Origin of the sequence: Microbacterium sp. 1.5R, from assembly GCF_001889265.1 — a bacterium.
In the GTDB taxonomy this organism is placed as follows: domain Bacteria; phylum Actinomycetota; class Actinomycetes; order Actinomycetales; family Microbacteriaceae; genus Microbacterium.
Window position 1 is genome coordinate 1,292,449 of the sequence record NZ_CP018151.1, and the last position, 17,837, is coordinate 1,310,285.

General features: G+C 67.3%; 17 protein-coding genes. 9 read left to right on the forward strand and 8 right to left on the reverse strand.

Features of this window, described 5'->3' with window-relative positions:
• Nucleotides 1-41: 41 nt before the first annotated feature.
• The 4 genes from BMW26_RS06015 (at nucleotide 42) to BMW26_RS06030 (ending at nucleotide 4,915) form a co-directional block, all read left to right on the forward strand.
• Complete coding sequence (locus BMW26_RS06015; RefSeq protein ID WP_072591041.1) at nucleotides 42-2,120, forward strand: acyltransferase family protein; 2,079 nt, start codon at nucleotides 42-44, stop codon at nucleotides 2,118-2,120.
• A gap of 92 nt (nucleotides 2,121-2,212) precedes the next feature.
• A complete protein-coding gene (gene glf, locus BMW26_RS06020) occupies nucleotides 2,213-3,349 on the forward strand; it encodes a UDP-galactopyranose mutase (protein ID WP_072591042.1) in 1,137 nt (378 codons plus the stop codon).
• Nucleotides 3,350-3,359: 10 nt separating this feature from the next.
• A complete protein-coding gene (locus BMW26_RS06025) occupies nucleotides 3,360-4,181 on the forward strand; it encodes an ABC transporter permease (RefSeq protein ID WP_056278189.1) in 822 nt (273 codons plus the stop codon).
• Nucleotides 4,178-4,915 (forward strand): ABC transporter ATP-binding protein, encoded by a 738-nt coding sequence (locus tag BMW26_RS06030; RefSeq protein ID WP_056278192.1) that lies wholly within the window; start codon nucleotides 4,178-4,180, stop codon nucleotides 4,913-4,915. The genes BMW26_RS06025 and BMW26_RS06030 overlap by 4 nt, the downstream gene beginning before the upstream one ends.
• 25 nt (nucleotides 4,916-4,940) lie before the next feature.
• Here BMW26_RS06030 and BMW26_RS06035 read toward each other — a convergent pair whose 3' ends face one another.
• Genes BMW26_RS06035 through pseB form a run of 3 tightly spaced genes read right to left on the reverse strand, consistent with a single transcriptional unit; the run spans nucleotide 4,941 to nucleotide 7,785 of the window.
• Complete coding sequence (locus tag BMW26_RS06035) at nucleotides 4,941-5,783, reverse strand: glycosyltransferase family protein (RefSeq protein WP_269635022.1); 843 nt, start codon at nucleotides 5,781-5,783, stop codon at nucleotides 4,941-4,943.
• The gene (locus tag BMW26_RS06040; protein ID WP_056278194.1) at nucleotides 5,669-6,793 is read right to left on the reverse strand and encodes a DegT/DnrJ/EryC1/StrS family aminotransferase; all 1,125 of its coding nucleotides are present in this window, start codon (nucleotides 6,791-6,793) and stop codon (nucleotides 5,669-5,671) included. The genes BMW26_RS06035 and BMW26_RS06040 overlap by 115 nt, the downstream gene beginning before the upstream one ends.
• Nucleotides 6,794-6,795: 2 nt before the next feature.
• Complete coding sequence (pseB, locus tag BMW26_RS06045) at nucleotides 6,796-7,785, reverse strand: UDP-N-acetylglucosamine 4,6-dehydratase (inverting) (protein WP_056278197.1); 990 nt, start codon at nucleotides 7,783-7,785, stop codon at nucleotides 6,796-6,798.
• Between the two features lie 106 nt (nucleotides 7,786-7,891).
• On the opposite strand from pseB, the gene BMW26_RS06050 reads away from it, so the two are divergent.
• On the forward strand, nucleotides 7,892-9,376 hold the full coding sequence (locus BMW26_RS06050) for a bifunctional UDP-2,4-diacetamido-2,4,6-trideoxy-beta-L-altropyranose hydrolase/GNAT family N-acetyltransferase (RefSeq protein ID WP_072591044.1): 1,485 nt from the start codon (nucleotides 7,892-7,894) through the stop codon (nucleotides 9,374-9,376).
• A gap of 10 nt (nucleotides 9,377-9,386) precedes the next feature.
• Here the strand turns inward: BMW26_RS06050 and pseI are convergent, their stop codons facing one another.
• On the reverse strand, nucleotides 9,387-10,448 hold the full coding sequence (gene pseI, locus BMW26_RS06055; RefSeq protein ID WP_072591045.1) for a pseudaminic acid synthase: 1,062 nt from the start codon (nucleotides 10,446-10,448) through the stop codon (nucleotides 9,387-9,389).
• A 92-nt stretch (nucleotides 10,449-10,540) separates the two neighbouring features.
• On the opposite strand from pseI, the gene BMW26_RS06060 reads away from it, so the two are divergent.
• Entirely contained in the window at nucleotides 10,541-11,230 is a 690-nt protein-coding gene (locus BMW26_RS06060) for a hypothetical protein (RefSeq protein ID WP_198032389.1), read from the forward strand.
• Between the two features lie 43 nt (nucleotides 11,231-11,273).
• Nucleotides 11,274-11,639 (forward strand): hypothetical protein, encoded by a 366-nt coding sequence (locus tag BMW26_RS06065; protein WP_053095645.1) that lies wholly within the window; start codon nucleotides 11,274-11,276, stop codon nucleotides 11,637-11,639.
• 29 nt (nucleotides 11,640-11,668) lie between these two features.
• Here BMW26_RS06065 and BMW26_RS06070 read toward each other — a convergent pair whose 3' ends face one another.
• The 4 genes from BMW26_RS06070 to BMW26_RS06085 all read right to left on the reverse strand — a co-directional run bounded on the left by BMW26_RS06070 (nucleotide 11,669) and on the right by BMW26_RS06085 (nucleotide 16,059).
• Nucleotides 11,669-12,289 (reverse strand): hypothetical protein, encoded by a 621-nt coding sequence (locus BMW26_RS06070; RefSeq protein WP_053095646.1) that lies wholly within the window; start codon nucleotides 12,287-12,289, stop codon nucleotides 11,669-11,671.
• 4 nt (nucleotides 12,290-12,293) lie between these two features.
• Nucleotides 12,294-13,250: a glycosyltransferase family 2 protein gene (locus BMW26_RS06075; RefSeq protein ID WP_053095647.1), complete on the reverse strand. Its 957-nt coding sequence runs from the start codon at nucleotides 13,248-13,250 to the stop codon at nucleotides 12,294-12,296.
• 98 nt (nucleotides 13,251-13,348) lie between these two features.
• Nucleotides 13,349-14,647, reverse strand: a complete 1,299-nt coding sequence (locus BMW26_RS06080) for an O-antigen ligase family protein (RefSeq protein WP_053095648.1) — start codon at nucleotides 14,645-14,647, stop codon at nucleotides 13,349-13,351.
• Nucleotides 14,644-16,059: an O-antigen ligase family protein gene (locus BMW26_RS06085; protein WP_072591046.1), complete on the reverse strand. Its 1,416-nt coding sequence runs from the start codon at nucleotides 16,057-16,059 to the stop codon at nucleotides 14,644-14,646. Before BMW26_RS06085 ends, BMW26_RS06080 begins: the two co-directional genes overlap by 4 nt.
• A gap of 84 nt (nucleotides 16,060-16,143) precedes the next feature.
• Between BMW26_RS06085 and manA the strand changes: the two genes are divergently transcribed.
• Together manA and BMW26_RS18030 are read left to right on the forward strand one after the other, a co-directional pair.
• Entirely contained in the window at nucleotides 16,144-17,286 is a 1,143-nt protein-coding gene (gene manA, locus BMW26_RS06090; protein ID WP_072591047.1) for a mannose-6-phosphate isomerase, class I, read from the forward strand.
• 158 nt (nucleotides 17,287-17,444) lie between these two features.
• Nucleotides 17,445-17,762 (forward strand): WhiB family transcriptional regulator, encoded by a 318-nt coding sequence (locus BMW26_RS18030; protein WP_072591048.1) that lies wholly within the window; start codon nucleotides 17,445-17,447, stop codon nucleotides 17,760-17,762.
• Nucleotides 17,763-17,837 lie beyond the last annotated feature (75 nt).

Below are 17,837 nucleotides of genomic sequence, written 5' to 3' on the forward strand. Positions count from 1 at the left end.
AGACGACTGCGGCGACACCCATCGCCGATACGCCGCCCCTCATGAAAACGACGCACCCGACACCGCTTCCTCCGACCGCGCCTGTCGCCGGGGATCCGCTCACCCGCCGCGCGGACATCGACGGTCTGCGCGCGCTCGCCATCCTGCTGGTCGTGGCGTACCACGTGTGGCTGGGGCGCGTCTCGGGCGGCGTCGACGTGTTCCTGATGGTCTCCGCCTTCTTCCTCACCGCGTCGTTCGTGCGACGAGTCGGGTCGGAGCGTCCGCTCGCGCTCGCGTCCTTCTGGTTGCGCCGCTTCCGGCGGCTGCTGCCCGCCGCGGCCGTGACGATCGTCGGCGTCCTCGGCGTCGCGTTCGCGGCGTATCCGCAGACCGAGTGGCCGCGCGTCTGGCGTGAGGCCTGGTCGAGTCTCTTCTACGTCGAGAACTGGACGCTGGCCCTGTCGGAGGTCGACTACTACGCTCGCGACTCCGCGACCCCGAGTCCGTTTCAGCACTTCTGGTCGCTGTCGGTCCAAGGACAGGTCTTCATCCTGTGGCCGCTCATCATCGCCGCGGTCTGGCTGATCCTCCGTCGTCGGCGCCACCTCGTCATCCCCGCACTCGCCGTCGTCTTCGGGACGATCTTCGTCGCCTCGCTCGCATTCTCGGTCGTCGAGACGATGCGCGCCCAGTCCTTCGCCTATTTCGACACCCGCACGCGACTGTGGGAGTTCGCGGCCGGCTCGCTCGTCGCGATCGCTCTCCCGCATGTCCGCGTCCGACCGTCGATCGCCGCACTCCTCGGTTGGGTCGGGATCGTCGGCATCGTCATGTGCGGAATCGTGCTCGACGTGCAGGGCGGATTCCCCGGGTATCTCGCTCTGTGGCCGGTGATCTGCACGGCGCTCGTCATCGTCGCCGGGCGCGACCGCCCGCGTGGCGGCCCCGCGATGATCCTCGAGTCGGCGCCGCTGCGATTCGTCTCCCATGACGCGTACGCGCTCTACCTCGTCCACTGGCCGGTCCTCGTGACCTGGATGATGGTGAGCGGCAGGTCCGAGCCGGGATGGCTGGCCGGCGCCGGTATCGTCCTGGTCTCGTTCGTGCTGGCGCGGATCGTGTCGACGCTCGTGGAGCGCCCGATCCGCGACGCCGCGTTCTTCGATGGCTCCCGTCGTCTCGGCGTCCTCGCACTCGCGGCCTCGGTCCTGCTGGTCGCCGCACCCCTCGCCGCCTGGCAGCTCACGATCCAGCATCGTGCGGCGGCGCTGATGGACAGCGACAGCGGCGGGTATCCGGGTGCCGCCCAGATCGACTCGCCGATCGATCTCGCCGTCACCGACCTCCCGCTGATGCCGCCGGCCACGGCGCTCGATGACGAGTGGGTGGACCTGAACGGCAGCTGCGCGGGAGACCTCGAACCTGTGGAGCCTGCGCTGGCAGGCAGCTGCGCCCAGACCGCGGCAGCGGAGGACTCCGACGCCTGGCGAGTGCTCGTGATGGGGGATTCGCACGCACAGCAGCTCATGTCGCCTCTCGCCGTTCTCGCCGATCAGCAGGGATGGGGCCTCGTCGCTCTGCTGAAGGGAGGGTGCGCCATCGGCATCGGAGCTCCGACCTGGTCGGCGGCGGGTACACCCTGCGACGATTGGCGCGCCGCGGCGATCGAGTATGCGATGAGGGTCCAGCCGGATGCGGTCTACCTGGTCGCGACCCGGGCGACGCCCTCGTCTCCCGAGGTTCTCGTCGAGGGGATCCGCGAGATCGCGGAGGAGCTCACGGCGAACGGCATCCAGGTGATCGCCGTGCGCGACAATCCTCGCTTCGATTTCGACATGTACGAGTGCGTGTCGGAGGATTCGGAGGTCGTTCCGGGTGCCGACGCCGCATCGTGCGACGTGCCCGAACTCGCCTTCGTCGACGGAGAGGATTTCGACGATCTCACGGCGGCTGACGGGGTGATCGCGGTGGACTTCCGACCCTGGCTGTGTCCTGAGGGCGTGTGCAGGGGCTCGATCGGCAACGTCGCCGTCTACATCGACGACAATCACCTCTCCGACTCGTATGGGCGCACGCTCGCCCCGATGCTCCAGCAGATGCTGGACGTGGGAGGGCCTCTCGGCACCGAGGCGGGCTGACAGGCAGCGCCGAGTGCGCTGCAGGTAGAGTTGTCTGCTGTGTGCCGCGCGACGCCGTGCGGATGTCAGCCTTGTGGGCAGAAAGCAGCAACATGGATCTTCTTGTCGTCGGGTCGGGCTTCTTCGGCCTCACCATCGCAGAACGCGCCGCCGATGCAGGCCGCAAGGTGACGGTCATCGACCGTCGCCACCACATCGGCGGGAACGCCTACAGCGAGGCCGAGCCCGAGACGGGCATCGAGGTCCACCGCTACGGCGCGCATCTGTTCCACACCTCCAACGCCACGGTGTGGGAGTATGTCAACCGTTTCACGAGCTTCACGAACTACGTGCACCGCGTGTACACGACGCACAAGGGCACTGTGTTCCCGATGCCGGTCAACCTCGGCACGATCAACCAGTTCTTCCAGTCGGCCTACACGCCCGACCAGGCACGGGCCCTCGTGCGCGAGCAGGCGGGGGAGTTCGACGTCAAGACGGCGTCCAACTTCGAGGAGAAGGGCATCGCGCTCGTCGGCCGCCCCCTGTTCGAGGCGTTCTTCCGCGACTACACCGCGAAGCAGTGGCAGACGGATCCGCAGAAGCTGTCCGGCGACATCATCAGCCGCCTGCCTGTGCGATACACATACGACAACCGCTACTTCAACGACACGTGGGAGGGGCTGCCGACGGACGGCTACACCGCGTGGATCGAGCGGATGGCCGATCACCCCAACATCGAGGTGAAGCTGAACGTCGACTTCTTCGATGAGGCTCAGCCCCTGAACAAGAAGGCGACGGTCGGACAGCTGCCCATCGTCTACACAGGCCCCGTGGACCGCTACTTCGACTACACGGCGGGTGCCCTCAGCTGGCGCACGCTCGACTTCGAGCAGGAGGTGCTGAACATCGGCGACTTCCAGGGCACCAGCGTGATGAACTACCCCGACATGGACGTGCCGTACACGCGCATCCACGAGTTCAAGCATTTCCACCCGGAGCGTAAGGACGTCTACGAGTCGGACAAGACGGTCATCATGCGGGAGTTCTCTCGCTTCGCGAACCGCGAGGACGAGCCGTACTACCCGGTGAACACCCCGACGGACCGTGACGGCCTGCTCGCCTATCGCGAGCTCACGAGGGGCGAGAAGGACGTGCACTTCGGCGGACGCCTCGGCACGTACCAGTACCTCGACATGCACATGGCCATCGGCTCGGCGCTGTCGCTGTGGAACAACTCGCTCTCGTAGACTCGACACCGTGAGTCACGCTGCTGTCGGGGCGCCCGGGACGCCCCGGCGTTATCTGCATTCTCTGTGGTTGTTGTCGGCCAGAGACCTCAAGGTGCGGTACTCGACGAGCCTGCTCGGCTATCTGTGGTCGGTGCTCGATCCGCTCGTCATGAGCGTGATCTACTGGTTCGTCTTCACGCAGATCTTCAACCGCGACGTCGGCGAGGACCCGTACATCGTGTTCCTCATCAGCGCTCTGCTGCCCTGGGTGTGGTTCAACACGTCGGTCACGGACTTCACGCGCGCGTTCAAGAAGGATGCGCGGCTCGTACGATCCACCGCGATCCCGCGCTCGATCTGGGTCAACCGCATCGTGTTGAGCAAGGGAATCGAGTTCCTCTTCTCGCTGCCTGTGCTCGCTGCCTTCGTGATCATCAACCTGCTGGTCGAGCAGGATCCGGCGCACACGGTGCAGGTGGGCTGGGGAGTCCTCTGGGTGCCGGTCGCGGTGTTCCTCCAGACCGTCCTCCTCGTGGGACTCGGCCTGCTGGTCGCTCCGCTCTGCGTCCTCTTCGTCGACCTCGAACGGACGACCGCATTGATCCTCCGAGCCATGTTCTACGCGACGCCGATCATCTACAACGTCACCGACCTCCCCGGCATCTTCCAGACGCTCGGTGCATTCAATCCTCTCGCCGGGATCTTCATGCTCTATCGGATGCCGTTCTTCCCCGACCAGTGGAACCCCTTCACACTGCTGGTCAGCGTGGGCATGACCCTGGTGATCCTGGCCCTCGGCGTGTGGACGTTCCGCTCCCTCGAGCGCTCCGTGCTGAAGGAGCTGGGATGACCGTCGCGATCGAGGCCAAGGATCTCGGTGTCCGCTTCCGTCGGAACCGCCGTGGAAGCCGAAACTTCAAGGACCTGTTCGCGGGTGCGTCGCGTCGCTCGCGTCCGGGCGAGTTCTGGGCGCTGCGTGACGTCTCGTTCACGGTGCAGCAAGGAGAATCGATCGGCGTCGTCGGGCGCAACGGTCAGGGGAAGTCCACGCTTCTCCGTCTCGTCGCCAAGGTGCTGCTCCCCGACGAGGGATCGGTGACCGTGCACGGCGGGGTCGCTCCGCTGATCGAGATCACGGGCGGATTCGTGGGGGACCTGACCGTGCGGGAGAACGTCGCTCTGACGGCGGGCCTGCATGGCATGTCGCGAGACGAGGTGGCGCGACGATACGACGACATCATCGCCTTCGCTGAACTCGCCGGATTCGAGGACACTCCCTACAAGCACCTGTCGAACGGGATGAAGGTGCGGCTGGCGTTCTCCGTCGTCTCGCAGCTCGATGAGCCGATCCTGTTGGTCGACGAGGTGCTGGCGGTCGGAGACAAGGCTTTCCGGGAGAAGTGCTACAAGCGCATCGACGAGCTGCTCGCCGAGGGGCGCACCCTCTTCTTCGTGAGTCACCACGAGCGCGACCTCCGCCGTTTCTGCACCCGCGGTCTTTATCTCGACAAGGGCGGGCTCGTGCTCGACGGGCCGATCGCGGACGTCCTCGATCGCTACAACGCCGACTACAACCGCGGCTAAGCGGGATTCGCCGGCGATCTCCCGGTCATTCCCCGAGCTTCTTCTGTTCGACGTGCGCGTTGAACGCGGCGAGCTCGGGATGCGCGTCGAGCACCGCCACGATCCCGGTCGCGTCCAGCGACGCGGCACCGTGCTCTTCGATCAGCCTGCGGATGACCGTCAGGTCCTCCGGAGTGTCCAGCGTCACCCGATAGCGCGAGGCATCGACGTCCTGCGTGATCGAGTGGATGTTCGCCCGCGGTGACCCGCCCGCGTAGAGATAAGGGGTGACGTGCTCGCGCTCCGCCGGCTCGGTGGCGTTCCTGTCGGCGTCGGCGAGAGCGGCCGCGGAGAACACCTCGAAGTCGAAGCCTCGCGGGTACGTGCGCTGGAGGACGTTGGAGACATGAGCGTGAGGATCGTCCAGCTCGATGAATCGACGGACGCCTTCGAGGACCACGGCGGGATCGATCAGCGGGCAGTCCGACGTCACTCGGACGACGACATCCAACTCGGCGGAGGAAGCCGCCCCCGAGAACCGACTCAGCACATCGGTCTCGCTGCCGCGGAACACGTCGATGCCGCGTGCGTGCCCCAGGGCCGCGAGAGGGTCGTCTGCGGCGTTCGTGGTGGTGGCGAGCACGATCGGCAGATCGGCGGCGGCGAGCCTGTCGAGGTGGTGGTCGAGCATGGAGCGGCCGCCGGCCGGGATCAGCACCTTCCCCGGAAGACGGGTGCTGGTCATCCGCGCCTGCGTGATGATCCCGATCCGCGTCAACGCAGAGCCCTGAGGAGCGACTCGACGACCTGGTCGACCTGGTCGTCGGTGAGCTCGGGGTGGATGGGGAGCGAGAGCTCCTCGGCGTAGAAGGCCTCCGCGTTCGGGCACATTCCGCGGCGATAACCGGCGTCCGCGTACACGGGGTGCCAGTACACGGGCATGTAGTTGACCTGCACCCCGATGCCGTCCGCGCGCATCCGGTCGAAGACCGTCCGACGGCGTCCGTCGAGGATGCGCACCGGATAGAGATGCCGGATCAGCTCGACGTCGTCACGCTGGATCGGAGTACGGACCCCGTCGACGCCTGCGAGAGCCGCGTCGTAGCGCCGCGTGATCTCGGCGCGTCGCCGCCGGAACGAGTCGAGCCGCGCCAGCTGGGCGATCCCGAGTGCACAGGCGATGTCGTCGAGGCGATAGTTGAACCCGAACTCATGGACTTCCTGATGCCACGCGCCTTCCGTCGTCATCGCGAAGCGATCGGCATCCCGCACCAGCCCGATGAAGTGGAACTCATGGGCGCGCTGGGCGATCTTCGGATCCTTGGCGACGAGCGCACCGCCCTCGCCGGTCGTGAGGTTCTTCGTCGGGAAGAACGAGAACGTCGTCAGGTCCGCGAGATCGCCGACCGGCCGACCCCGGTACGTGCTGCCGATCGAATGGGCGGCGTCGTCGAGGACGAGCGCGTCCACACGCGCCGCGATCTCTGTCAGTCTGTCGTAGTCGGCGGGGTGTCCCGCATAGTCCACGGCGGCGATCACCTTGGTGCGTTCATCGACCAGGGCGTCGACCGCGTCCGGGTCGATGAGCGCTGTGTCCTCCTCGACGTCTGCGAAGACGATGTCGGCCCCGAGGACCGACGCCATCGAGGTCGTGGCGATGAAGGTCATCGGAGTCGAGATCACGGTGTCTCCGTGCGTGACCCCCGCAGCCGCGTACGCCATGTGCAGCGCCGCCGTGCCCGAGGTCGCGGTGACCGCCCGGTGCCCGCCGGCGATCTCGCCGAGTCGCGCTTCGAATGCGGCCACTGCCGGGCCGGTCGTGAGCCAGTCGCCACGGAGCACCTCGACGACGGCCTGGATGTCCTCCTCGGAGATCGACTGCCGTCCGTAGGGCAGCATCGTCAGATCCCCGCCTCGATGATCTCGGAGATCTCCTGCTGCGAGTACCACTGATCGTTGCTGTCCGACCGGTACGCGAAGCCCTCCGGCACGGGTACGGCTCCGGCGGGCATCTGATAGCCCCAGGACGCGAGGTCGGGCTGGATGATGAAGTACTTCCCATCGCTGACCGTGACGGCGCGACGGCCCTCTTCCGGGCTGATCATCTCCTCGTGGAGCTTCTCGCCCGGGCGCAGGCCCACATCGACGAGTTCCGCTCCCGGCACGACGGCGTGGGCGAGATCGGTGACCTTCATCGACGGGATCCGCGGAACGAGGAGCTCGCCGCCCTGCATGAGCTCGAACGTGTCGATCACCATCTCGACCGCCTGGGGGAGTGTGATGAAGAACCGCGTGCATCGAAGATCAGTGATGGGAAGCGGCTTTCCCTCGGCACCCAGGCGGGAGAAGAAGGGGATGACCGAGCCGCGGGATCCCATGACGTTGCCGTAGCGGACCACCGCGAACCGCGTGTCGTACGCGGCTGCGTAGTGATTGCCGGTGATGAAGAGCTTGTCGGCCGTGAGCTTGGTCGCACCGTAGAGGTTGATCGGACTCGAGGCCTTGTCCGTCGACAGCGCGACGACGCGCTTCACACCGGCGTCGATCGACGCCTCGATCACGTTCTGGCTGCCGAGGATGTTCGTCTTCACGAACTCGAACGGGTTGTACTCGGCCGTGTCCACCTGCTTGAGGGCAGCGGCGTGAACGACGTAGTCGACGCCGTGCAGCGCGCGAGCGAGTCGCCTCTCGTCGCGGATGTCGCCGATGAACCACCGGAGTCGAGGGTCGTCGCCGAACTGCTGCCGCACCTCGTACTGCTTGAGTTCGTCGCGCGAGAAGATGACGAGACGCCGGGGATTGATGTGGGTCAGGGCGTGACGTATGAACGCCTTGCCGAACGACCCGGTGCCGCCAGTGATGAGGATGCTCGCGCCCTCGAGAACCGACACTCTGTCTCCTCAGCGTTGTCGTGATGGCACGGATGCTCGGGTTGTTCCATGCCCGGCCTATCCTATCGGGTGGGCGCAGCCGCGCCCCCGAGGAGAGGGACGTGTGATGAGCGGGCGACGGGTCCTCCTGCACTGCAATGCCGGTGTCGAGGCGGGCATGGGGCACCTCATGCGCACTCTCACCATCGCCCGCGAGGCGCGGGACCGGGGGTGGGCGGCGTCGGTGTTCGGCGATGTGGATGCGGTCGGTGCGGAGGTCCTGCGCCGGATGGATCCGGAACTCGAGCTGCTCACCGTGGACGGCGTCGCGGCGAGCCTCGGCGACTTCGCGGAGCTCGGGCGGGACGCCGACGTGATCCATCTGGACACCTATCGCGAAGTCCCCGATCTCTCGTCCCTCGCAGTGCTGCTCAGCAACATGCAGGATGGTCCGTTCGGTGTGCGCGATGCCGATCTGGCCATCGATGCCAATCTGGCGTCCGAGCGCACCTTCGCGAGTCCTGAACGCAGCCGGAGTCATCTGGCCGGGATCGACGCGGCTGTCGTACGCGCTCAGGTGCTCGCTCAGCGTGACGCCCGGAAAACGGCGGCGGCAGCGCCTCGCGTGCTGATCGTGATGGGCGGCACGGACCCTCACGGCGTGACCGCGCGCGTCGTCGCCGCGTTCGATCGCGTTCCTTCTCCGGTGGAGATCACGGTGATCGACCCCCGGCGGCGTCCCGACGTGCTGTCCGCGGCGGGGTCCTCGCGTCATGCCGTCCAGGTCCTCGGCTTCGTCGAGGACCTCCCCGCGATCGCCGCGTCCCACGACCTGGCCGTGACGGCTGCCGGCACCTCGGTCTGGGACTTCGCGTGCATGGGTCTTCCCATGGCGCTCGTCTGCGTGGCGGACAACCAGCGGGTCGGCTACCGTCAGGTCGTCGAACAGGGGCTCGCGGTGGGCCTCGGGGAGCCGCCCCATCACGGACTCGAGGAGAGGATCGGCGCGCTCGCCGATCTCCTGGCTTCTCCGGCATCGCTCGCCCGGACGGCCGCCGAGCTGAAGCGGACCGTCGACGGACTCGGGAGCTGGCGGATCGTGGCGTCCTGGGAACAGCTGCTGACGACCCGCCCTTCCGTCGAGCCTCCCTCCGGACTCGTCGCCCGTGCGGCGAACGTCGACGACGGGCGGAGACTGTTCGAGTGGCGCAACGACCCGGAGGTCCGCTCCGGCTCGCGCTCACGCGGCGAGATCGACTGGAGATCGCACACCGATTGGCTCGCGCGAAGCCTGCGGAACCCCGACCGGCGACTCCTGATCGTCGAGTCCGACGGAGTGCCGGTCGCCACCTGCCGATGGGACCGACGGTCGGCCGACGAGTGGGAGATCTCGATCACGGTCGCACCCGAGAGCCGTGGCCGCGGGCTGGCGGCATCGGTGCTCCAGGCCGCGGAGCGAGCCCTCGCCGCACAGCCGCCGGTGCGCATGGTGGCCACCGTGCACGGCGACAACGTCGCATCACGACGATTGTTCGAGCGCGCCGGCTATCTGCCGTACCTGCCCGCCGACGATGACGGCTTCCTCACCCTCGCCCGGTGGCGGCTCTCGTAGGACTCGCGGTCTAGAGCGCATCCCAGGTCAGCGGGGTGCCGCGTTCGACGTCTCGCGTGAACGTGCGTCCGCTCACCAGGGCGAAGTCATCGGGGCGGAGTCCGCCGGCGGGGCGGATCGACCGCACGTTCTCGGGTCCCACGGTGTCGCCCGCTCGGACGTCGGTGACGACGAACAGCGAACGGCGAAGGGCGAGCACCGCTTCTTCCTGAGCGGTCGGTCCGAAGGACACACCGCTCGCGGACGCGACGCGCGCCTGTTCGGAGGCCACGACGAGAGCGCTGAACTCGTCGGGTGTGAGAGAGAAGTCCGCGTCGACGCCGCCGTCCGTTCGGTCGAGCGTGACGTGCTTCTCGATCACGACCGCGCCGAGGGCCGCAGCGGCGACCGCGACCCCGATCCCGAGCGTGTGGTCCGAGAGCCCCACCGGCACGTCGAAGGCGTCTCGGAGCGCCGCGATGTTGCCGAGTCGCGCCTCTTCGGGAACCGCGGGGTAGGCCGCTGTGCAGGCCAGCAGCACGAGCTGGGTGCCTCCGGCACCGCGGATGGCGGTGACCGCCGCATCGATCTCCGAGAGCGTCGCCATGCCGGTCGACACGATCATCGGCTTACCGGTGCGGGCGACCTCCCGGAGGAGCGGGATATCGACGATCTCAGCGGATGCCGTCTTGTAGATCTCGACCCCCAGCTCTTCGAGGAACGAGACCGAGCTCGGATCGAAGGGCGTCGAGAAGGGGATCAGTCCATGGCTGCGCGCGCGATCGAAGATCGGCGCATGCCACTCCCACGGCGTGTGAGCCTCCTGGTAGAGGGAATAGAGGTTCCTGCCGCCCCAGAGCCCGTGGTCGCTCGCGACCCGGAAGGCGGGCTTGTCGGAGTCGATCGTGAGCGTGTCGGCGGTGTAAGTCTGGATCTTGAGAGCGTCGGCGCCGGTGGCGGCGACCGCGTCGACGATCGCGAGCGCCCGATCGATGTCGCCGTTGTGGTTTCCCGACATCTCAGCGATCGTGAACACGGGGGAGCCGGTGCCGATGCTCGCCGTGGAGAGCGGGATGGTCTGCGAAGAAGTCACGCCGACAACTCTAGACGCGTCCTCTCCGTGACTCGCCGCCCCGCCGATGGGACAGCCGCCGCGGTGCCCTAAGCTGAGGTCTCATGGGGCGTGTGACGGATCTTGTCGGTGATGACAGGGCGATTGCCGGAGAGGTCGACTTCTACGACCGACTCCGTCCGCTCGTCACGGCATACGGGCGAGCGGATACCGCTCGTCGGATCGCCGTCGTCGGAAATCAGCCGCTCGAGCCGTCCGACGAGCGCGCCGCGATGATCGACACGGCTGACATCGTGTTCCGAGTCAACGGCTTCCGTGTCGACGACGTCGACGGCATGCCGTCGGTGGGTCGGCGCGCCGACGTCGTCGTGTTCAATCGTGGTGTGCGTCCGACGCCCTGGTTCTTCGAGGGCTACTCCGAGCGCCTCTACCTGATGATCGAACCCGGGCGCCTGCTCTGGGAGAACCCGAAGCTCCCGGCCTTCTGGCCCGCGGATCTCGGAATCGTGACGATGCCGAACCGCGAGGTGGTGCTGCCACTCGGCGAGGCGATGGGAGCCGATCCGCGCAGCGGTGGCCAGTGGGCGACGACGGGGACGGTGATGCTCTGGATCGCCACCCGCCTGTTCCCGGACGCCACGGTCGATGCGGCCGGATTCTCCTTCGTCGACGCGCCGGATCAGACATCATGGAACCACGCCTACGGAGACCCCTCGGCGGTCGGAGCAGAGCACCGGATCGACCTGGAGTCGGCGCTCGTGCGGCACTGGATCGACTCCGGCCGCGTCACGTATCACCGCTGAATCCCACAGACCATCGACAATCACCCGAATGATTGAGGACTGAATGCTGAACCGACTCCGTCGCAGACTCGACGCCGTCGTCGAACGCCGTGTAGACGCGAGAGTGGACGCCCGCATGGGGCGTGCTCTCGAGCAGGTCGAGCACGCGCAGCGCGACTACGAGGCACGCCTCGCGGGAACCCAGGCCGACTTCTCTTACATCAGATCCGAGTTCGATCGCATCGCTCCTCAGGTCGCCGCGCTCGAGCAGCGGTTCGAGTGGCTGCGCGTGCGCCTCGATGTGGCTGATCTGGAAGCCGACGAGGCGCTCAGCCGCGCCCAGTCGGAGCACGAGCGCGCGCGACTGCGCCTCGAACTCGCGGCGCACTACGAGGAGCGCCTGCGCCGCCTCGAGTCCGACGGCGACTGAGCCGAACGGATCGGGCCGCCGCCGCGGGGTCAGAGCCCGACGAGGCCTCGAAGCTGATTCGCAGCCGAGCGTGCGCTGTCGACGCTCGGCTGCATCCCTGCGGCCGCGTCGGAGTGCAGCGAGCTGAGCGCCTGGTCGTACTCGCTCAGCGCGCTGCCCCAGGCGGATTCGATGGATGAGGGCGGAGCGCTCTCGCCGAGCCGCTGCGCGTCGGCCTGGAGGCTCTCGATGACCTCGGTCGCGTCCTGTCCACTGGACTCGCTGACGATCTGCAGTCCTGTCAGCGCATCATCGAGCCAGCCCTGAACCTGTCCGCGGAAGGCGTCGACCGAGGGGTCCGCGACGGGGGGCGGGGTCGTGATCGGTGTCATCGTCGGCGCGGGCTCCGCCGTCGGCTGAGGGGTCTCGGTCTGCGTCGGCGACGCTGACGGGGACGGGGACGGGGATGTCGATGCCGACGCAGAAGGGGAGGGCGAGCCGCTGGCTCCCGGAGTCGGGGTCTCGCCCCGCGGGAGGAGGAAGAACAGCAGCACGCCCACGATGACGAGCACGGCGACGACGAGCCCGACGATGAGCCAGACACGACCACGATTGCTCGGCTTCGGCTCCAGTGGCGCCCAGCGGAGTTCCGGCTGCGGTTCGTCGGTCATGCGGTCAGTCCTCCAGAGCGGGCATGGGCGTCCAGGAGCGATCGCGGCCGAGCTTGCCGCCCTCCTTGAGTCCCCGGAACAGATTGCTCGTCCCTCGCACCGTGCGCTCGACGAACAGGAGCCGGATGAGCTCCTTCGCGAACGTCATCGACGTCCCGAGCCCGAACAGCACCGGGTTGTAGTTGCGGTGAACGCGGTAGTACTGCTTGATGTACGCCCGGTTGCGCATGATGTAGAACCGGTAGGCGTTGCTCGAGGCGTTCATGTGGCGGATGCCCATGTCCCACTGCTTGATCTCGCGAGTGCGTCGCAGGACGAACTCGTCGACGATCACCGCAGTGGTCTTGCGCGAGGCGAGCCACCCGTACATCTGGTCATCCCAGTAGATGAAGAAGCGGTGGTCGGGCAGACCGATCTGCTTCACGATGGACCGATGGATGAACATGCCTTCGAAGCATCCGCTGTTCATCTCCTTGTAGCCCGACGCATCGAACCCGGACGGCGCGAACGGGATCGGGATGCCCATGCGCTCGGCGATCCGGTACTGCCAGTAGAACTCGCTGCCGTCGTAGTCGTACCGGCGGCCCTGGATGCTCTTGAACCGCGGGGCCCACTTGCCCATCTTCGCCAGGCCGTCGGTCACGACCTCGACGTCGTCATCCATCATCCAGATCCACTCCGAACCCAGCTCGTACGCCGTGCGCATGCCTTCGCTGAAGCCGCCCGACCCGCCGGTGTTCGTCTCGAGGCGTCGGTAGATGATCTCGGTGCCGAGCCGAGGACGGAAGGAGTCGACGACCTCGGTGGTGTCGTCGGACGAGGCGTTGTCGATGATCACGACGTGGCCCGGCTTCGGGTCCATCGCCGTGATGCTCTCGAGGAGGCCGGTCAGGAGGTGAGACCGGTTGTACGTGACGATGACGATCGTCGCGGAGGCCGGGTCGAAGGGGGCGTGAGTCACGAGGTGAAATCTCCGGAGGCTCGGGGCCCGCAGGGCGCCGCGAGCAGATCCACCCTACCCGGAGCAGTTCGGAATCCGCCGAGGGCGCGGCGCGGAGGTCAGCGTTCGGGACGCAGCGTCGGGATCGCTCCGGTGTGCGCGGCGTCGATGTTCTCCCGCCATGACCTCGTCTGGCCGGCCCGCAGCGCACAGAGCACGAGCATGAACCAGCCCGCGCCGACGATCGTGAAGCTCTCGAACATCGACTCGACGGCGAGTGTGACGAGCATGAGCGGGGTCCAGGCGTAGACCACCGAACGTCGAGCGCTCGCGACGAGCCAGGACCGGACGGTGGCGATGCCGCCGAACAGGAGGAAGAGCACGAGGCCGGCGGCGCCCAGTTGCAGCAGGACGTCGAAGTACGCGTTCAGCGCGCTCTGGTGGTGGTCGTCGAGCAGGAAGTTGATGTACGTGAACGGGAACTCTCCGCGGGCCCACGCGCCGTACCAGCCCCACCCCTCGACCGGCTTGAGAGCGACGAAGTCGAGGATCGTGTTCCACAGGGTCGCTCTGATCGAGAAGTCCGACCCGGCATCGAGCAGCGCGATGATCACATGGCGCAGTGCGAACGCGGCGGCGAGGGCGAGAGCGACGAGGACACCGAGCACCCACTGCACGATGGTCCGCCGCTCGGGCGGGGTGTGACGGACGATCGCGAGCGCGACGGCGACGACGCCGACTGCGGCCGCGAGCACGAGCACGGTGGGGGAGGAGGAGAAGAAGGCCAGCAGCGCCGCGAGCGCGATCGAGGGGATCGCGATGCGAGCGGTCAGCGACTGCGACCGCCACTCCACCACGAAAGTGATGAGTGCGATCACGGTGACGAAACCGAGCATGTTCCTGCTGCCGAAGATCCCCTGCACGGGCCCGCCGACGGCCAGGTCTCCCTGGATGCCGAGGAAGAGGAAGGGCGTGTCGAGCAGCACGCCGGAGAGGAGCTCCAGGCCCAGCGACACGAGGAGGAGGAACCTCAGCGAGTCGCCCAGGGCGCGGACGGTCTGGAGGGTGTCGCGGATGTGGCCGACGGTGATCGCCAGGAAGGCGAAGCCGAAGAGCTCCATCCAACCGAAAGCGGTGTCGGACTTGTCGGTCGTCCACACGATGCTGACGGCGGCCCACGCCAGGAAGGCCAGCAGCGACGACGGGGCGATCCGCAGCAGCGACAGCTCCTCCCTGCGCACCCACAGGATCCAGGCGCCGACGACGCACAGGACGGCGATGATCGTCGCGAGGGTGACCGATGAGGCGATGTGCTCGATCGCGAACGACGAGAAGACCGCTGTGAGGACCGCGATCGTGTACGCGCGGGCGAACTCGGCCGAGCCGAGCAGATCGCTCAGACGACGTTCGGGCGTCACGGAACCCGCCGGCTTCGCTCGCCGCGCTCGATCACACGCTCGCGTTCACCGACGCCGACCAGGGGCACGACCTTGATCTTGAACGAGAGCAGGACCAGCAGCATCCAGCCCCAGAGCATGATCGGGGTCGATTCCGTCAGACCCTGCACGAGCAGCACGACCGTGAAGAGGCTCGGAAGCAGAGTGATCGCCGAATAGTCGCGGTCCGACCTCAGATCCCAGCGCGGGCGGTCGATGGCGAAGAACCACGAACGCCAGAGCAGGCTGAGATAGGCGAGAGCCATGAGGACGACCCCCACCACGCCCAGCTGCATCAGGACGTCGAGCCACATGTTGTGCGCGTGGAACACGGTGATTCCGTGATCCTCGATCCATCCGGCGAAGGCAGGATCGAAGGGGACCCAGGGACTCGAGAACCCGTTGCCGAAGATCGGATGCTCCGCGGCGCGCGCGAGGACCTTGTCCCAGATCTTGTCGGAGCGCCCGGTGAGGTCTGCGCTGCGACCGATGAGGGCGAACAGGGGTTCACGCAGGAGCCAGACGGCGGATCCGATGACCACGGCGCCGCCGATGAACAGCACATACAGTCGGGTTCGTGCGCCCGGAGACGTCGCGCGGCGCATCAGCAGGGCGACGACCAGGACTGCGGCGGCAGCGGCGACGCACACGTATGCCGTCGCGGATCCGGCCCGGACGAGGAAGTATCCGGCGAGGAGGGCCCAGAGCGCGAGAGTGGTGCGCCAGCGCGTGCGCGCGGCGAACAGCACGCCGAAGGTGAGTATCGCGAACAGGCAGATGATGGCGAGCACGTTCGAATTGCCCACGATGCCCTGGATCCGGCCGCCGTCCACGAGGTTGCCGCGAACCCAGTACCAGTGGGCGTTGGTCTCGCCGTCCGGCCGCACGAAGAAGTTCGGCAGGATCGGAGCGTGGACCACAAGGGCGACCCACAGTTCGAGCGCGAGGGACAGGCCGAGGATCCACTTGAACGCGGAAGCGAGCGCCCGCACGATCTCGTGCCAGGTCAGCACATGGACGATGAAGAGCGCGTTCACCGTGACGGTGGCGAGCAGGACCCAGGTGATGATGGTCGCTCCGCGCCACTGAGACCACGCGACCGAGAGCAGGGCCAGCGTGGTGTACGCGACCGCGGCCCAGGGCAGGCGACGCCACGCGAACGCGGCAGGTCGCCGACGGGCGATCATCGGAACGCCGATGGAGAGCGTCGCGATCAGGAAGACGAGGAGGGTGATGAATGCGCCGATCTCGCCCACGAGGTTGTACACCGCCGAGTGCGCGAAGGTAGCGAACAGCACCAGGCCGATGTACCCGCGCAGCAGAAGATGCCCCGTGGACTCGCGCTCGGGAGCGGCGGGCGGGGCGGCGACCGGGTGCTTCGTGTATTGCGCCATCGCGTTCAGGCTACCGCGCGGAAGTCGGGAGTCACCGATGGGACGGTCGTGGCACCGTGGGTTCCCTGCCAATAGCCTGGTGGCATGCTGCTCAGTCTCTCGAATGCACCCCGTGATTACGCGTGGGGATCCCCGACGCTCCTGGCCGACCTGGAAAGCCGCACCCCCACGGGTGCGCCTGAGGCGGAGGTGTGGTTCGGCGACCACCCGGGAGACCCGTCCGACGTGCAGGGCGGCGGGACGCTGGACGCCGTCACGGGCGGTGCTCTGCCGTACCTGCTCAAGCTCCTCGCGGCCGCATCGCCCCTGTCCATCCAGGTGCACCCGACCGTCGAGCAGGCGAGAGCCGGGTGGGCGAGGGAATCGACGCTCGACGCCACGGACCCGACTCGCAACTACCGCGATGACAACCACAAGCCCGAGCTGATCGTCGCCCTGAGCGAACGGTTCGAATCCCTGAGCGGGCTGCGCCCCGTCGGCGACACCCTGGGCTTGTTGGGGGAGTTGAAGCAGAGCGCCGGGGTCGAGGAACTCGCTGATCGTCTCCGCGGTGAGGGCGACGTCCTGCGCGACACGATCGGCTGGCTGCTGTCCGGCGATGCGCGGTCCGTGGTCGACGACGTCGTCGCCTCGGTGAGCGCGGCCGCAGCCTCCGCGTCGGGCGAATGGGCCGAGACGCTCCGCGGTGTGGCGGCGATCGCGGAGACCTATCCGGGAGACCCCGGTGTGGTCGTCGCGCTGCTCATGAACCACGTGGTGCTTCGCAGGGGCGAGGGCATCTTCCTGCGGGCCGGGCTCCTGCATGCCTACATCGCCGGTCTCGGAGTGGAGATCATGGCGGCGAGCGACAACGTCCTGCGCGGCGGTCTCACGCCCAAGCGCATCGATGTGGCCGAGCTGCTCTCGGTCCTCGACACGACGACCGGCGAGGTGCCGGTGCTGCGCCCGACGACGGATGGTGCGATCACGGAGTACCCGGTGCCCGTCGCGGACTTCTCGCTGAGAAGGGTCGAACTCGACGGCCAGGACGTCGTCATCGATGTGGACGGACCGACGATGGTCCTCGCGACGTCCGGTCGCGTCAGGGTGGGCGGTGCGGACGGTGCAGTGCTCGATGTTCCGATCGGCACCGTCGCGTTCGCGTCCGCCGACGAGGTTCGATTGACCGTCGGCGGCCAGGGCGAGGTGTTCGTCGCATCGCCCGGCGATCTCACCTCCGGCCGCTGACTCCTCGGGCGGACGTGCGACACGCCGTACGGAGGTCAAAAACCTTCAAGACCGGATTGAGGGTTTACGATCCGCGACTTGACCGATGGGAATGACACGGGTGTAATTAGTTGAGCACGGCCCGCCGAGGGGGCGGAATTTAGGGGTTGGAGAGCGAGATGACGGGTTACCGTTCAGACGTACCGGAGAACTGGTTCGTCGATCCGATCAACCTCGGTGTTCCCGGGGTTCGCAAGGTCGAGACCGACGATGACAATGCTCTCGCATGGCAGAGCGATGCACTGTGCTCGCAGACTGATCCTGAGGCCTTCTTCCCCGAGAAGGGCGGATCGACCCGCGACGCCAAGAGGATCTGCACGTCCTGCGATGTCCGCGGCGAGTGCCTCGAGTACGCGCTCAACAACGACGAGCGCTTCGGAATCTGGGGCGGGCTCTCCGAGCGCGAGCGCCGCAAGCTCAAGCGTCGCGCGAGCTGACCCGGCAGTGATTCGTCCGCGTTCATAGCTTCGCGGCCACGCCGGGTCGGGTCAGCCCCCGATTCCTGTCGCACG

Excerpts from the sequence above, each read along its gene's own strand:
- BMW26_RS06015 (WP_072591041.1), top strand. The coding sequence starts at position 42 with ATGAAAACGACGCACCCGACACCGCTTCCTCCGACCGCGCCTGTCGCC.
- glf (WP_072591042.1), top strand. The coding sequence starts at position 2,213 with ATGGATCTTCTTGTCGTCGGGTCGGGCTTCTTCGGCCTCACCATCGCA.
- BMW26_RS06030 (WP_056278192.1), top strand. The coding sequence starts at position 4,178 with ATGACCGTCGCGATCGAGGCCAAGGATCTCGGTGTCCGCTTCCGTCGG.
- BMW26_RS06040 (WP_056278194.1), bottom strand. The coding sequence starts at position 6,793 with ATGCTGCCCTACGGACGGCAGTCGATCTCCGAGGAGGACATCCAGGCC.
- BMW26_RS06050 (WP_072591044.1), top strand. The coding sequence starts at position 7,892 with ATGAGCGGGCGACGGGTCCTCCTGCACTGCAATGCCGGTGTCGAGGCG.
- BMW26_RS06065 (WP_053095645.1), top strand. The coding sequence starts at position 11,274 with ATGCTGAACCGACTCCGTCGCAGACTCGACGCCGTCGTCGAACGCCGT.
- BMW26_RS06070 (WP_053095646.1), bottom strand. The coding sequence starts at position 12,289 with ATGACCGACGAACCGCAGCCGGAACTCCGCTGGGCGCCACTGGAGCCG.
- BMW26_RS06085 (WP_072591046.1), bottom strand. The coding sequence starts at position 16,059 with ATGGCGCAATACACGAAGCACCCGGTCGCCGCCCCGCCCGCCGCTCCC.
- manA (WP_072591047.1), top strand. The coding sequence starts at position 16,144 with ATGCTGCTCAGTCTCTCGAATGCACCCCGTGATTACGCGTGGGGATCC.
- BMW26_RS18030 (WP_072591048.1), top strand. The coding sequence starts at position 17,445 with ATGACGGGTTACCGTTCAGACGTACCGGAGAACTGGTTCGTCGATCCG.